Annotated in this window: 16 protein-coding genes; 9 read left to right on the top strand and 7 right to left on the bottom strand. The window is 65.5% G+C overall.

The features are described 5' to 3' along the window. Genes Y882_RS13800 through Y882_RS13775 form a run of 6 tightly spaced genes read right to left on the bottom strand, consistent with a single transcriptional unit; the run spans position 1 to position 5322 of the window. Positions 1-1251 (bottom strand): O-antigen translocase, encoded by a 1251-nt coding sequence (locus Y882_RS13800; RefSeq protein WP_046972513.1) that lies wholly within the window; start codon positions 1249-1251, stop codon positions 1-3. Then, positions 1248-2360 carry a DegT/DnrJ/EryC1/StrS family aminotransferase gene (locus tag Y882_RS13795; protein ID WP_046972512.1) on the bottom strand — a complete coding sequence of 371 codons (1113 nt, stop codon included), beginning with the start codon at positions 2358-2360 and terminating at the stop codon, positions 1248-1250. Before Y882_RS13795 ends, Y882_RS13800 begins: the two co-directional genes overlap by 4 nt. Further along, positions 2360-3292 carry a GNAT family N-acetyltransferase gene (locus tag Y882_RS13790; protein WP_046972511.1) on the bottom strand — a complete coding sequence of 311 codons (933 nt, stop codon included), beginning with the start codon at positions 3290-3292 and terminating at the stop codon, positions 2360-2362. The genes Y882_RS13795 and Y882_RS13790 overlap by 1 nt, the downstream gene beginning before the upstream one ends. Further along, complete coding sequence (locus Y882_RS13785) at positions 3285-4229, bottom strand: glycoside hydrolase family protein (RefSeq protein ID WP_046972510.1); 945 nt, start codon at positions 4227-4229, stop codon at positions 3285-3287. Before Y882_RS13785 ends, Y882_RS13790 begins: the two co-directional genes overlap by 8 nt. A gap of 5 nt (positions 4230-4234) precedes the next feature. Then, on the bottom strand, positions 4235-4900 hold the full coding sequence (locus tag Y882_RS13780) for an acetyltransferase (protein WP_046972509.1): 666 nt from the start codon (positions 4898-4900) through the stop codon (positions 4235-4237). After that, positions 4885-5322: a sugar 3,4-ketoisomerase gene (locus tag Y882_RS13775; protein WP_046972508.1), complete on the bottom strand. Its 438-nt coding sequence runs from the start codon at positions 5320-5322 to the stop codon at positions 4885-4887. Before Y882_RS13775 ends, Y882_RS13780 begins: the two co-directional genes overlap by 16 nt. 233 nt (positions 5323-5555) lie before the next feature. Between Y882_RS13775 and Y882_RS13770 the strand changes: the two genes are divergently transcribed. From Y882_RS13770 to Y882_RS13730, 9 genes are all read left to right on the top strand, one after another. After that, positions 5556-6164, top strand: a complete 609-nt coding sequence (locus tag Y882_RS13770) for a cytochrome b/b6 domain-containing protein (protein ID WP_082121116.1) — start codon at positions 5556-5558, stop codon at positions 6162-6164. Between the two features lie 52 nt (positions 6165-6216). Beyond that, a complete protein-coding gene (locus tag Y882_RS13765) occupies positions 6217-7551 on the top strand; it encodes a hypothetical protein (protein WP_046972507.1) in 1335 nt (444 codons plus the stop codon). 70 nt (positions 7552-7621) lie between these two features. Further along, positions 7622-7969 carry a c-type cytochrome gene (locus Y882_RS13760; RefSeq protein ID WP_052950019.1) on the top strand — a complete coding sequence of 116 codons (348 nt, stop codon included), beginning with the start codon at positions 7622-7624 and terminating at the stop codon, positions 7967-7969. Positions 7970-8141: 172 nt separating this feature from the next. Then, positions 8142-8900, top strand: a complete 759-nt coding sequence (locus Y882_RS13755) for a TorF family putative porin (protein ID WP_046972506.1) — start codon at positions 8142-8144, stop codon at positions 8898-8900. Between the two features lie 63 nt (positions 8901-8963). Next, positions 8964-9548 carry a sigma-70 family RNA polymerase sigma factor gene (locus Y882_RS13750; protein ID WP_046972505.1) on the top strand — a complete coding sequence of 195 codons (585 nt, stop codon included), beginning with the start codon at positions 8964-8966 and terminating at the stop codon, positions 9546-9548. Then, complete coding sequence (locus tag Y882_RS13745) at positions 9545-10174, top strand: anti-sigma factor family protein (RefSeq protein WP_046972504.1); 630 nt, start codon at positions 9545-9547, stop codon at positions 10172-10174. The genes Y882_RS13750 and Y882_RS13745 overlap by 4 nt, the downstream gene beginning before the upstream one ends. Before the next feature lie 10 nt (positions 10175-10184). Continuing rightward, entirely contained in the window at positions 10185-11495 is a 1311-nt protein-coding gene (locus Y882_RS13740; RefSeq protein WP_046972503.1) for a S8 family serine peptidase, read from the top strand. Positions 11496-11563: 68 nt separating this feature from the next. After that, a complete protein-coding gene (gene folE2 / locus Y882_RS13735) occupies positions 11564-12451 on the top strand; it encodes a GTP cyclohydrolase FolE2 (protein ID WP_046972592.1) in 888 nt (295 codons plus the stop codon). Positions 12452-12562: 111 nt separating this feature from the next. Further along, positions 12563-12769, top strand: a complete 207-nt coding sequence (locus tag Y882_RS13730) for a dodecin (protein WP_046972591.1) — start codon at positions 12563-12565, stop codon at positions 12767-12769. 44 nt (positions 12770-12813) lie between these two features. Here Y882_RS13730 and Y882_RS13725 read toward each other — a convergent pair whose 3' ends face one another. Further along, on the bottom strand, positions 12814-13146 hold the full coding sequence (locus Y882_RS13725; protein ID WP_046972502.1) for a putative quinol monooxygenase: 333 nt from the start codon (positions 13144-13146) through the stop codon (positions 12814-12816). Positions 13147-13225: the final 79 nt, after the last annotated feature.

The raw sequence follows: 13225 nt of genomic DNA, 5'->3' as shown, positions 1-13225 counted from the left end.
TCATAGCTCCCTCAGATAGCGGCGAACCACGATCACGTTGAAGACCAGGTACAGCGCGTAGTTCACCGTGAAGGCGTACATCGCCCCGACCAGCCCGAAGCGCGCGGTGAACAGGTACACCAGCACCACGTAGCTGATCGCAAACGCGAATTCGGAGGCCACGAACAGCCGCGTCATGGCTTTGGCGAGCATCACGTAGGAGAGTACGAACGAGGCGATCTTCACCACGTCGCCGACCAGCTGCGGCGCGTACAGGCTGTTGGCGGCGGAGAAGTCCGCACTGAACAGCAGCGCCGTCACCCAGCTGCGGCAGACATAGACGCCCACCGCCAGCAGCAGCACGACCGGCATGATGTAGCGATAGGCGAGCCGCAATTCCGCCAGCAGCGGCGCGCGTTCGTGGGTCGAGGCGAGCTTGGGCAGGTAATAGACATTGATGGCAGTGGTGAGGAACAGCAGGTAGGCGTCCGACACCTTGCTCACCGCCTGCCAGTAGCCCACCTGCCCCCAGCCGAACTGCGCGGCCAGATGATCGCGCACGGCGATATTGACCAGCGGCGGCACCAGCGCCGAGGTCAGCGTCATCACCGAGAAGGTGGCCAGCCTCAGCGTCATGTCGCGATCGAAGCGGATGCGCAACATGCCGCGGTGGAAATACGGGCTGCGCCACCAGGCCGGCAGACTCACGGCGAGCACCAGCAGCTGGCCGATCACCAGCGCCAGCAACGCTCCGTAGAGCTGCAGCCAGCGCGCCAGCAGCAAGGCCACCACGATGCTGAGCAGCGAACCGAGCACCTGCACAAAGGCCAGGCGCTTGACGTCCATGAAGCCGTTGATCACGGCAAGGATGTAGTTGACCAGTGCAATGCCCAGCTGCGCCGCCGCCAGCACGGCGATCAGCCCCTGGTAGCGGATATCGCCAAGCAGCCACACCGCCAGCTGCCGGCTGAGCAGCAGGCCCAGGCACCCGATCAGGCAGGACGCGCACAGCGCATACCACAGCGCCGCCGACAGCAAGCGCGACAGCCGTTCGGGATGGTCGCGATATTCGGCCACGTACTTGACCACGCCCGCACTGATCCCGCCGCCCGCCAGCACCGCCAGCATGGACATCAGGCTCATGAACTGACCCAGCCGCCCCACGCCCTCGGGCCCGGCCATCCACGCCACCAGCTTGAGTATCACCAGGCCCGCGAGCAGTTTTGCCGCGGTGGCGAAGGAGGCATAGAAGCCGGCGCGCAGGATGTTCATGGCGCACGCTCGAACGTGTTGCAGGCGGCGATCACCCGCTCGATCGACGCGTCGTTCATGGTCGGCCCCATCGGCAGGCTCAGCACTTCATCGTGCAGTTGCTCGGTGATGGGCAGGCGCAGCTCATGCAGCGCCGGGTACGCTGCCTGCCGATGCGGCGGCACCGGATAATGCACCTGGCTGTGCACGCCATGGCTTTCCAGATGTCGCCGCAAGGCGTCGCGCTGGTCGCAGCGAACCACGAACAAGTGCCACGCGTGCCGCTCCGCGCTCTCGACGCGCGGCAACACGATGTGCCGATGTCGGATCCCGGCGAGATAGCGACTGGCCACTTGTCGGCGGATCGCCACTTCTTCATCCAGATAGGCCAGCTTCACCCGCAGCATGGCGGCCTGGATTTCATCCAGCCGCGAATTGGCGCCCAGGTACAGGTGCTGGTATTTCACTTCCGAGCCGTAGTTGCGCAGGGCCTTCACGCGCGCGGCGAGCTCGTCGTTGTCGGTGACGATGGCGCCGCCATCGCCCAGCGCACCCAGGTTCTTGGCCGGGAAGAAGCTGAAGCCGGCCGCATCGCCGAACGCGCCGGCGCGCCGGCCTGCGCTGCTCGCGCCATGCGCCTGGGCGGCGTCCTCGATCAGCAGCAGGCCATGTCGATTGGCCAGCTCCGATAGTGCAGCCATATCCGCCAGCTGGCCGTACAGGTGCACGGGCATGATGGCGCGCGTGCGCGGACCCAGCGCCGCCTCAACGCGTTGCGGATCGAGGTTGAAGCTTGCCGGATCCGGTTCCACCAGCACCGGCACCAGCTGATTGGCGGTGATCGCGAGCAAGGTGGCGATGAAGGTATTGGCGGGAACGATCACCTCGTCGCCGTCGCGCAGCGCGCCGAGTTCCTTGTAGCCGCGCAGGATCAGCGACAAGGCATCCAGGCCATTGCCCACGCCCACGGCATGGGCCACGCCGCAGTAGGCCGCAAACTCGCGCTCGAACGCGGCGAGCTCCTCGCCCATCACGTACCAGCCCGAATCGATCACGCGCGACGCCGCCGCCTTCAGCTCGTCCGCGTAACGGGCGTTGACTTCGCGCAACGAAAGGAAGGGCACGTCCATCACAGTTCCCACTCGTAGATATCGTGCACCACGCCGCGTGCGCCGAACGATTCCTTCTGCGCGATCAGGCCGCTGTTGAGCACCGTGCCCTCGTGTTCGGTGGAGATCCCGAAACTCAGATAGCTGCGGTCCGCATAAGCCTCGGTGACCAGGCTGCCGAGCAGCAGGCTGAGCGCATCCACGCGCCTGCCCTCCTCCGACGCGGCGAGGTATTGCGTATGCACGGTGCGGCCAAAGTCGTAGACCAGGGCGCCGGCCAGCAGCACGTCGCCTTGCCGCGCTTCGTGCAAGGCGATCTGTCCCGGGAACCGCGAGCACAGCAGTTCAAGCTCGGACAGGCTGTGCGTGGGCACGGCTTCGTGCCGGCGCAGCACCTCGCCCAACAGCGCGTGATAGCCGGCGAGATCGTCACTGCGACGAACTTCCACGCCCATCGCGCGCGCCCGCCGGATCGCCCGGCGGCGCGCTTCGGAGAACCCCACGGCGTGCTGCAGCGGCACCACCGAGGAGATGTCGCGCCGCTTCAGGCTGGCGCCAACACGCTGCAAGGCGTAGAGGTCCTCTTCCGACGGATACGCATGGAAGATATGCGGCACAGCCTTGTAGATCAGGCGATCCACCGCGGCCTGGCGGTAGTGCTCACCCAGCATCTCGAACACCGACAAGGTGGAATCGGCGCGCAGCTCGTGGGTGGTGATCAGGCCGGCATAGGTCAGGCCGCCGTGGCTGGTGACCACGTTGTCGCGACGACTGGCCGGAAACACGGCCACGATTTCGCTGCCGCGCTCCACCACCAGCGAACTGTCGATGAAGCGATCGGCGTGATAATCCATGTAGCCGCGTCGATGCAGAAAGTTGCCGTTGCGCGAGCGGCCCACCACGGCGTCCCACGCGGCGGCGTCCTGGGCGCGATAGGGGCGCAGGCTAAACATGCGCGATCCCCGCCATGGGCTGGTGCGACACCGCCACGCCGAAACCATCCAGGCCCATGTCGTTCCCGTTGTAGAACATCAAGACGTCGTCGCCGCGTTCGATCAGCGCCGGGTAGCACAGGGTCCGCGAGTCCCAGCCGCGCTCGGACAAGGCGATGCCGAGCGCCTCGTCGCGGCGTTCCCAATGGATGCCGTCGTCACTGAAGGCCAGGCCCGGGAAATAGTCGCCGCCGACGTTGCCGCGGGTGAAATACATCGCGTAGCGGCCGTTCACGCGATACACGCGCGGCCGCCCGATGCGGTACTCGCTGCCGCGAGGCTGCAGGCAGACGTGGTCCTCGCCCGGTATGCGCGAGAGGTCGCCGGTGCTCACGCAACGAATGTGGTAGCGGGGAAATGGACGCCCGTCGATGACTTCCCAGTCGTCACCCACGGCATACCACAGGCGCCATTCCCCGCCGTCAAACATGGCCGAGTGCACGGCCGCGATCGTGCTGCGCCCCGGTGCGCGATCGAGGATGGGGGTTTCCTGCACGCGCACGAAATGCTCGCCACCATCGGTGGAGACGGCCAGGCCGGTGAAGGCCAGGAACTTCGCCCGCGCCACGCGCTGAAAGCCCACGTAAAACATGTGCAGTCCACCGGGAGCCTGCACGATGTCGCCAAGGATCATGCCGTTGTCGTCGAAGCAGCCGCCGCGCCCGATGTCGAGCGCGGGCTGCGCGCTCACGCGCAACACCTCAGACGGATCGCTTGCGCTCACGTCGACATAGCCGATGCGGCTCACGCCGTCATCGTCGCGAAACCCCGCATAGACACGGATGGTTTCCTCGTCCAGCCGCCACGGCGTTGGAGTCAGCGCGGAATGGCGCATCCATCCGCCCACGCCCTGCCGCGCGGTATCAAATACCAGCCCCTGCTTGCGCCACGCCGCCATGGGCGTCAGAGCCTCACGTCGAAACTGGATCGGTCCGGCACCGCCTTGGCAGGCGAGCCGACGTAGATGCGCCCTTGCTCGGTATCGCGATGCACCAGCGCACCCGAACCGATCACGTTGTCCGCGGCCACCTTGATGTGGTCGTTGAAGGTGGTGTTGACCCCGATGAAGCTGCTCTCGCCGATTTCGCAAAAGCCGGATATCACGGCATGCGAAGCGACAAACACATGATCGTGCACCACGGTGCGGTGACCCACGTGGTTGCCGCTCCACAGGATGCAGTTGTTGCCGATGCGCACGAATGGCTGGATCACGTTGTTCTCGAAGATGAAGCTGTTCTCGCCGATCTGGGCATTGCGCCACACGAAGGCGCGCGAGCTCACATAGGTGGCGAAGCGGTAGCCGCGCCGCTTGGCGTCGAGGTAGAAGCGCGTGCGCAGCCGATTGAGCTGGCTGGCCGGAATGGCCACGAAGGCATCGAACTCCGCCGCGGGGTAATGCGTCTCCAGCTCTTCATAAGGCACCACCGGCCGGCCGGCCAGCGTGGCATCGGTCAGATACTGTTTTTCGACACTGAAGCCGGCGACTTCGTAGTCACTGTCGTGCTCGAAGTATTCGCAGGCGATCTGCGCCATCTCGCCCGCCCCGATCAGGACTAGGCGCTTTGGCATGCGACCAGTTCCGTGGCGAACACCGCACCGCGCACCTCGCGCAGGAATTCGTCGTAGTCGGTGATGTAGTCGGCAGGGTCATACAGATGATCGGCCAGCACCATCAGCACGCAGTCGTCGCTGAAGTCGTAGAGCTCGCGCCACACCATGCGGCCGAGCAGCAGGCCCTGCGACGGATCGTTGAGCACCACCTCCACCGGCCCGGTGCCGTCATCGAGCAGGAAGGTGACCGAACCGCGCACGGCCACGGCGAGCTGGTGCAGATGGCGGTGCGCGTGCTTGCCACGGTGGACATCGTGCTGGGTGGCGAAAATGTAATAGACGCGACGAATTTCAAAGGGCACGTTGCGGTCCTGCTCGAGGGCAATGAGCATGCCGCCGTGATCGCCATGTTTCTGCAACTGGACGTGTTCGATTTCCATGTTCTCGGCCGTGGCTCGGTGGCCGTCGACGACGACCCACGCAACTGAGTGCCGGCCCCATCGTCAAAGGTTGCGTCACGCCTGGACGTCAGATCCGCGACAACCTTTCCGCGCCTGCCCGGCACATACCCGCACAAAGCGAGTTTCATTCCACGCGTCTTCCTGTCCCCAGGTCGTTCCCGGAGGGACGCGTGCGAGGTGGATGCCCCTGATTGAGATGCCGAGGTCTGGACATGGAATGGCAGAAAGACACGCCGCCAGCAGCGCAAGCCGACGCGACGCCCAGCGTCGACCCAGGCCTGCCGGAGGAGCTGCCAACGCGGCCACGCGCCCTGGTCATCATGCATTGGCTGACGGTGTTGTTCCTGATCGTTGCCGCCACCTTCATCCTGTGGCGCGACCAGGTGGACGGCCGCAGCCCGCGGATGTGGCTGCTGGAAGGCCACCGTCACTTTGGCCTGTTCATCCTGTTGCTGTTCGTGGCCCGCGTCGCGTATCGCTTCCGCGTCGGCAAGCTGCCTGCCGAAGGCAACACCTCCGCCCTGCTCCGGCTCGCGGCCGGTTCGACCCATGTGGCGCTGTACGTCCTGCTGCTGGTCCAGCCGCTGCTGGGCTGGGCACTGAGCAGCGCCGAGGGCAAGCCGGTGCATTTTCTCGGCCTCACCCTGCCCGCGCTGGTGGCCAGCGACGAAGACCTCGCCGACACCTTGACCACCTGGCACCAGGACGTGGCCTGGGTGCTGCTTGCCTTCATCGTGCTGCACGCGGGCGCCGCGCTGTGGCACCACTTCGTACTGCGTGACCGGACGCTGCGCATGATGTTGCCCAAGCGTCGTCGCTGATGAGCGTCGCAGCCCGCCCCTGCCGCCGCACCACCCGAGACAAGGAGCTTTCATGTCGCCCTCTCTGACCCGAATCCTGCAACGGGCCGCGTACGCACCGTGGGCGCTGCTGATCGCATGCCTGATGCTGGCCAGCCACAGCGCCCATGCCGTGCCCGCCTATGCGCGCCAGACCGGCAACGCCTGCGCCGATTGCCACGCCGGCGCCTACGGCCCGGCGCTTACGCCGTACGGCATGCGGTTCAAGCTCAACGGCTATACCGATACCGACGGCCAGGGCACCAAGATTCCGGTGGCGGCACAGATCACCGGCGCGCACAACGTGCCCGCGCGCGGCGACAACACCACCCAGCTCAGCGAAGTGGACGTCTATCTCGCGGGCCGTATCAGCGATCACCTGGGCGGCTTCGTCAAGGTGGAGACGGACAACACCGGCAACGACCACTACAACACCAAGCTGAGCAATCTGGACCTGCGCTTCGTGGCGAAGGACCTGAAGGTTGCCGGCAAGGACACCATCGTCGGCGTGAGCGTCAACAACAGCCCGGGCTTCGACGATCCGATTTCCTCGCTGCCGTATGCCTCGGGCCTGGGCCCGCCGGCCGTGTCCGGCACCCTGCTCAACCTGTCCAGCGCGCACTCGCTTTACAACAAGGTGATCGGCGGCAGCGTGTATGCCCTGTACAACAATAACTGGTACGGCGAAGTGGGCACCTACAACACCATGCCGACCTCGGTGCAGGATCACCTGGGCTTCAACCCGGCCAGTGATCCGGGCCATATCAGCGATACCGGCTATTTCCGCTTCGCCTATATGAAGGACATGAAGCGTCAGTTCTTCTCCGCCGGCGTGGTGGCGCTCACTACCAAGCGCGCGTTGCCGCGCAATGGACCCAGCGACGACATCACCGACCTGGGCTACGACCTCACCTACCAGTTCCTGGGCAATCGCGAGAACATCATCCAGGCCAGCTACGTGAACATCCTGGAACAACGCGACTATGGCAGCACGCCGGTGGTCAACGGCATCGTGGCCAAACCCAACGGCAATGCACGCGACCAGACGCTGAGCGTGACCTACACCTTCAAGCAGAGTTACGCGTTGCAGGTGGCGCATCTGATCAGCACGGGCAGCCAGGACGCCGCGCGCTATCCGCCCTATGGCAAGCCCGACAGCACCGCCAACATGATCACCTTGTACTGGACGCCGTTCGGCAAGGACGAGTCGTTCACCTCGATCGCCAACCTGAAGCTCGCCGCTACGTGGTACCGCTTCACGCGATTCAACGGCGCCAGCTCGAATATTTTCGGCGCACCGCCCGGCGCGCTGATCACCGATGCGAAAGACCTTAATGCCTTCACCTTGAGCGCAAGTCTTGCGTTCTGACACCCCTAGGAGCCTGGACGTGACCAAAGCAAGGCTTGCAAGAGCGGCGCGCTGCGCCTTGATGACCGGCATGTTGTGCTACGGCGCGGGCGCCTTGCCCGCGCTGGCCGGTGATGCCGATGCCGGCAAAGATGTGTTCAAGCAGGAATGCTCCGAATGCCACAGCCCCAGGGAAGGCAAGAACAAAAAGGGACCGAGCCTGTTCGGCATCGTGGGCCGCAACGCGGGCAGCATTTCCGACTACAACTACTCCGACGCACTGAAGAATGCGAAATGGGTGTGGACCGAGGACAAGCTGCACTGGTACCTGTCACAGCCTGCAAAACAGGCCAATCCCGGCACCAAGATGAAGTATTCGGGCCTCAACGATGCCAAGCAGCTCGACGACCTGATCTCCTATCTGCAATCGAACCATTGAGGACACCGCGTCAGGTGTGTGCACAAACGCCTTCCTCCTACTAACCTTGGACGGCGCCGACGCGGCTCGCTCAAAGGACCGATGTTGCAGGTCGATTTTTTAGCCAGTGATTGCCAGGCACCTCTTCCCGCGGCGGGCCAGCTTCCGCGGCGTGCGGGTATGGGTGCCTGAAATGGCGATACCGCGACAGGTCCATCGTCGCCTTGCGCTCGCGGCTCTGGCCACGGGCGCCGGGCTGCCGTGGGCGGTGGCGCAGGCGCAGAGCGCGACCTGGAGCGGCACCGTGGCGCTCAGCTCCCAACTGGTGGACCGCGGACTGGCGATTACGCCCGATACCGCCATCCTCCAGGCGGCCGGCTCGGTGAGCCTGCCCTCGGGCTGGGTCTTCGGTGCCTCGGCCAGCGGGGAAATACGGGACCTCTCGCCGTTGTCCGAAGCCTTCGTGCAGGCCTCCCATTACTGGCGGCTGACACCGGACTGGCAATTCCAGGCCGGGCTGATCTACTACGACTATCCCAGCCGCGGCGGCGGCACCTTCAATCGGGTGGAAGCCAGCACCAACTGGCTCTACCGCGACGTGCTGACCCTGGGCGTCACCGCCATCGAGCCCGTCGGCAGCACCAGCCACAAGCTGCGCGGCGCCGCCGACGTGGGCTTCCACTGGCCCTTGCCCTGGCAGTTCTCGTTTTCCGCCGGAGCTGGCTACGCCCAGGCCCAGGTGCCCTACTACCTCACCTACCCCAACGGCCACCGCAGTTACGGCTATCACGGCGGCGACCGCGTAAACTCCTATGGCTACGGGCATGTGGGCCTGATCTGGGGCCAGGGACCGTGGCGGGTGGAGCTCGACCGCATGGTGGTCGACCACCGCATGCGCGAGGAAAACCTGGCCGCCTCGCCTTGGGTGGCCACAATTTCCTTCACTTTTTGATCACGCAACCATTTGGAGCGGATCGGGCACTTACGTGGTGTAACCCCATGGGTAGTTCCAGCCATGAAAGACGCCGATATCGACGCTGACGAGACGGACCGCCTGCTGCTCCAACGCATGGTGGCGGGCGACCGCGCCGCGCTGGCGACGCTTTATCGCAGTTATCACGGACGTTTGTGCCGCTTCCTGTCGCGGCTGACGCGGCGGGCCGACCTGATCGAAGAGGTCATCAACGACTGCTTCTGGATCGTCTGGCAGAAGGCCGGCAGCTTCAAAGGCGAGTCGCGCGTGTCCACCTGGATCATCGGCATCGCCTACCGCTGCGGCCTGAAGGCGCTGCGCCAGCGCGGCGACGAACCGGTGGACGACGAAGGCATGCCCGAAGACCGCATGCCCTCGCACGATCCCGGCGAGGACCGCGAACTGCGCGACTGGCTGAGCAAGGGCATGGAGCGTCTTTCCGCCGATCAGCGCGTGGTGGTGGAACTGGTTTATGGGGTGGGCCACACGCTGGACGACGTGGCCGCCATCATGCAATGCCCGGTGGGCACGGTGAAGGCGCGTCTGTTCCACGCCCGAGTGAAATTACGCAACGTACTGCCAGCCTTGGCTGGTGACCAGCTCACGCAGAAAGAGAGCGTGCCATGAAGTTGACGAAGGATACCGACAGGGACTGTTCCCGAGCCTGGGAAGCGATGCCGTGGGTGCTGCAGGACAGCGCCCCGCCGGAGCAGAGCGCCTGGCTCACCGAGCACCTTGCGCAATGTGAGGCCTGCCGCGAGGAATTCGCGCAGCAGAGCCAGTTGCGGCTTGCACTTGCGCTGCCCACGGACGTACAGCTCGATCCGGAGGTCGGCCTCAAGCGCCTGCTGAGCCGCATCGACGACGAGGCCCAGACAACCACCGCGCACGTGCGCAGCGGCACCTGGTTCACGCGTGCACTGGTGGCCGCCGTGCTGGTACAGGCGCTGGGCATCGGCGTGCTGGGCGTGAAACTGTGGTCCGAAGACGCCGTGCAACCGTATCGCACGCTCAGCCAGCCCTCGCCGATGGCGATGCCTGGCGCCATCCACGTGGTGCCGGACGCCAACATGAAGCTGGCCGACTGGGACAGCCTGCTGCACTCGCTGCAGCTGCAAGTGGTGGGCGGTCCCAATGATGTGGGTGCGTATACCGTGGTGCCGGAGCATGCGACGGCCACGCAGGACACCTTGCAGCAGCTGCGCGCGATGCATGGCATCCGCCTGGCCGAACCGGCCACCGCGAGCCCGTGAACACCTGCCCATGAAGATCCGCGCCCTGCTGCTACTGCTGGCCATGACGGTGTTGGGCGCGTGCACGGCGGCGCGCCCTTCCTCGTTGCCGGGCGCGACGGTCCGCCCGGGCGCCTCCGGCAGCGACCACGTGGCCAGCATGAACAGCGCGCGCGACATCGTGCTTGCTGTCGCCAACCCGCAGGAGCCGCCGCCGACCCACGCGGGCTCCAGCATGCTCGGCTACGCGCCGCCGTCCACCTACGGCAAGGGACAGCGCGCCATTTCGATGCTCGACAGCATGCGCGAACATTATGGCTGGCATGAAGTGGCCGGCTGGCCGATCAAGGCGCTGAGCCTCTACTGCATCGTGCTCGAACCGCCCGCAGGCATGAGCCGCGACGAGTTGCTCGCCGCGCTGGCCAAGGACGAGCGCGTGGCGCTGGCCCAGCCGCTGCAGGATTACACCGTGTATTCCGCGCAGAACACCGACGGCGCGCACAAGTACAACGATCCGTATGCGGACCTGCAGCGCGGCTTCGTCGAGACCGATGCCGCGCTCGCGCACAACACCAGCCAAGGCGATCACGTCCAGATCGCCATCGTCGATACCGGCATCGACACCGCGCACCCGGATCTGCAGGGCCGCATCCACGACACCAACAACGAGGTCGACGGCGACGATGCCGCGTTCATGCGCGACGCACACGGCACCGAGGTCGCCGGCATTATCGGCGCCATCGGCGACAACCATGTGGGCATCGTGGGCATCGCGCCCAAGGCCACCATCAGCAGCTACAAGGCATGCTGGTATCCCACCACGCTGCAAGCCGGCGCGCGCTGCAATTCGTTCACCCTGGCCAAGGCGCTCGCCGCCATCCTCGACACCGATGCGCGCGTGATCAATCTCAGCTTGGGCGGTCCGTCCGATCCGCTGCTCAACAAGCTATTGATGCAACTGCTGGAGGAACGGCGCGTGGTGGTCGCCGCCATGCCGCCCGATGGCAGCACGCGCGGATTTCCCGACAGCTCGCCCGGGGTATTGGTGGTGCGCGTGAGCGGCCCGACGCCCGCGCCGCCAGGCGTGTTGAGCGCGCCAGGCAGCGACATCCTGACCACCCAACCCGACGGGGGCTACGATTTCACCTCCGGTTCGTCCATGGCTGCCGCTCACGTGAGCGGCATTGTTGCGTTGTTGCTGTCGATCTCGCCGAACCTGGATCCCAACAGCATCCGCGAACTGCTGCTGAGCAGCAGCAAGCTGGTCGGCGGCATGCGCCAGGTCGATGCCGCCGCGGCGGTCGTCGCGCTGCGCAAGAACCTCAGCACCTCGCGGCGTTGACGTCACACCCGTTTTCTCCCTTATCGCGGATCCCCACCGTGAAGCAGATTGCCGAAGCCCCCTCCTGCATGCCCGACGTCGCCACCCAGCCCTATCTGGGCGGCCCACTCGACTGGGTCGGCATGGCAGGCATCGACGCTCCCGTGCGCATCGACGCAGGCGACGGCGACATCCAGCAGGTGCATGCCCGACTGGACGCCTTCGTCAACCTGGTGCGCACCGACCGACGCGGCATCCACATGTCGCGCCTGTATCTCCTGATCGACGAACACCTGGGCGCCACGGCGCTCAGTCCGTTCACGCTCGAACGCCTGCTGCGCGCCTTCCTGCATTCGCATCAGGAGCTCGCCGACCGCGCGCGCATCCGCCTGCGCTTCGACCAGCTGCTGCCGCGCAAGGCACTGCGCAGCGATTACTACGGCTGGCGCAGCTATCCCGTCACGCTCGAAGCCACGCTCGGCCACGAGGGTTTCGAGCTGAGCCTGGCCACCGACATCACTTATTCCTCCACCTGCCCTGCCTCGGCGGCCTTGTCGCGCCAGTTGATCCAGCAGCATTTCGCGCAGGATTTCCCGGCGCATGAGCCCTTGCAGCATGACGACGTGTTCGCCTGGCTGGGCAGCGAGCAAGGCATCGTGGCCACGCCGCATGCCCAGCGCAGCGTGGCGCATGTATCCGCACGGATCGCGCACGGCGCGCCGCTGGATGTGATCAGCCTGATCGACCAGGTGGAAGCGGCGCTGGGCACGCCGGTGCAGACGGCGGTCAAGCGCGAGGACGAGCAGGCGTTTGCGCTCGCCAACGGCGCCAACCTGATGTTCTGCGAGGACGCCGCGCGGCGCATCCAGCGCGTGCTGGACGCCGACGATCGTCTCGCCGATTTCCACGTGCGGCTGGAACACCAGGAAAGTCTGCACGCGCATGACGCCGTGGCGTACGCGAGCAAGCGTCGATAGGCACGGCGAGAGCCAAGAGCGGCCGCGCCGCTCTTCACATCTCGTTGGCGAGCGTGGGTATGGACTGGGTGGACGCCTGTGTATGGGCAGGCTCCCACCGAGACCACGCGCATGTCCGACCACGTCTACAAGTCCATCGAACTGACCGGCTCCTCCAAGACCAGCTGCGACGACGCCATCCGCACCGCCATCGCGCATGCCTCCAAGACGATCCGCAATATCCGCTGGTTCCACGTGATCGAAACGCGCGGGCACGTGGATGAGGGCAAGGTTGCCTATTGGCAGGTGACGTTGAAGGTCGGCTTCACCATCGAATAGCCGGCCGCGGTGTCGGCGGCAGCTGTGTTGTCATAGCGAACCGATCACGCGGCTTCCGCCAGCGCCGCGTGATAGCTGCGCTTGAGATCCAGGAATTCGATGCTGCGCTCCGCCCGCAACCACTGCGGCAGCTGCGCCTCATAGGCCTGCCGGTACGGCTTGCCCAGGTGATGCTGCATGAAATGCTCCCTGCTGCATGCCCACACTTCGTACAGCACGAAGGTGTCCGGATCGTCCGGCGGCTGATGCAGATAGGTGGTGACAAAGTCCGGTTCACCCGCCATGGCATCGAGCACCTCGAGCAAACCCTGTTCGAGGTCGCGTACGTGGTCGTGTCTGGCCGGCAGTCGAACGATGAAGGCAATCGTCTCGCTCATGGGGATGCTCGCTGGATCGAAAGGATGGGGGTGATGCATGATCGGATGCGCGCGATGCCAACACGTCCGGCCCCGTCGA

The organism is Dyella japonica DSM 16301 (genome assembly GCF_001010355.1).
Taxonomy (GTDB): Bacteria; Pseudomonadota; Gammaproteobacteria; order Xanthomonadales; family Rhodanobacteraceae; genus Dyella; species Dyella japonica.
The sequence above is the reverse complement of the archived record's forward strand: the minus strand, read 5'-3'. Positions and strand labels throughout refer to the sequence as shown.

Bases quoted from the DNA above. Each gene is read 5' to 3' on its own strand.
- Y882_RS13800 (WP_046972513.1), bottom strand. From the start codon at position 1,251: ATGAACATCCTGCGCGCCGGCTTCTATGCCTCCTTCGCCACCGCGGCA.
- Y882_RS13795 (WP_046972512.1), bottom strand. From the start codon at position 2,360: ATGGACGTGCCCTTCCTTTCGTTGCGCGAAGTCAACGCCCGTTACGCG.
- Y882_RS13790 (WP_046972511.1), bottom strand. From the start codon at position 3,292: ATGTTTAGCCTGCGCCCCTATCGCGCCCAGGACGCCGCCGCGTGGGAC.
- Y882_RS13785 (WP_046972510.1), bottom strand. From the start codon at position 4,229: ATGGCGGCGTGGCGCAAGCAGGGGCTGGTATTTGATACCGCGCGGCAG.
- Y882_RS13780 (WP_046972509.1), bottom strand. From the start codon at position 4,900: ATGCCAAAGCGCCTAGTCCTGATCGGGGCGGGCGAGATGGCGCAGATC.
- Y882_RS13775 (WP_046972508.1), bottom strand. From the start codon at position 5,322: ATGGAAATCGAACACGTCCAGTTGCAGAAACATGGCGATCACGGCGGC.
- Y882_RS13770 (WP_082121116.1), top strand. From the start codon at position 5,556: ATGGAATGGCAGAAAGACACGCCGCCAGCAGCGCAAGCCGACGCGACG.
- Y882_RS13765 (WP_046972507.1), top strand. From the start codon at position 6,217: ATGTCGCCCTCTCTGACCCGAATCCTGCAACGGGCCGCGTACGCACCG.
- Y882_RS13760 (WP_052950019.1), top strand. From the start codon at position 7,622: ATGTTGTGCTACGGCGCGGGCGCCTTGCCCGCGCTGGCCGGTGATGCC.
- Y882_RS13755 (WP_046972506.1), top strand. From the start codon at position 8,142: ATGGCGATACCGCGACAGGTCCATCGTCGCCTTGCGCTCGCGGCTCTG.
- Y882_RS13750 (WP_046972505.1), top strand. From the start codon at position 8,964: ATGAAAGACGCCGATATCGACGCTGACGAGACGGACCGCCTGCTGCTC.
- Y882_RS13745 (WP_046972504.1), top strand. From the start codon at position 9,545: ATGAAGTTGACGAAGGATACCGACAGGGACTGTTCCCGAGCCTGGGAA.
- Y882_RS13740 (WP_046972503.1), top strand. From the start codon at position 10,185: ATGAAGATCCGCGCCCTGCTGCTACTGCTGGCCATGACGGTGTTGGGC.
- folE2 (WP_046972592.1), top strand. From the start codon at position 11,564: ATGCCCGACGTCGCCACCCAGCCCTATCTGGGCGGCCCACTCGACTGG.
- Y882_RS13730 (WP_046972591.1), top strand. From the start codon at position 12,563: ATGTCCGACCACGTCTACAAGTCCATCGAACTGACCGGCTCCTCCAAG.
- Y882_RS13725 (WP_046972502.1), bottom strand. From the start codon at position 13,146: ATGAGCGAGACGATTGCCTTCATCGTTCGACTGCCGGCCAGACACGAC.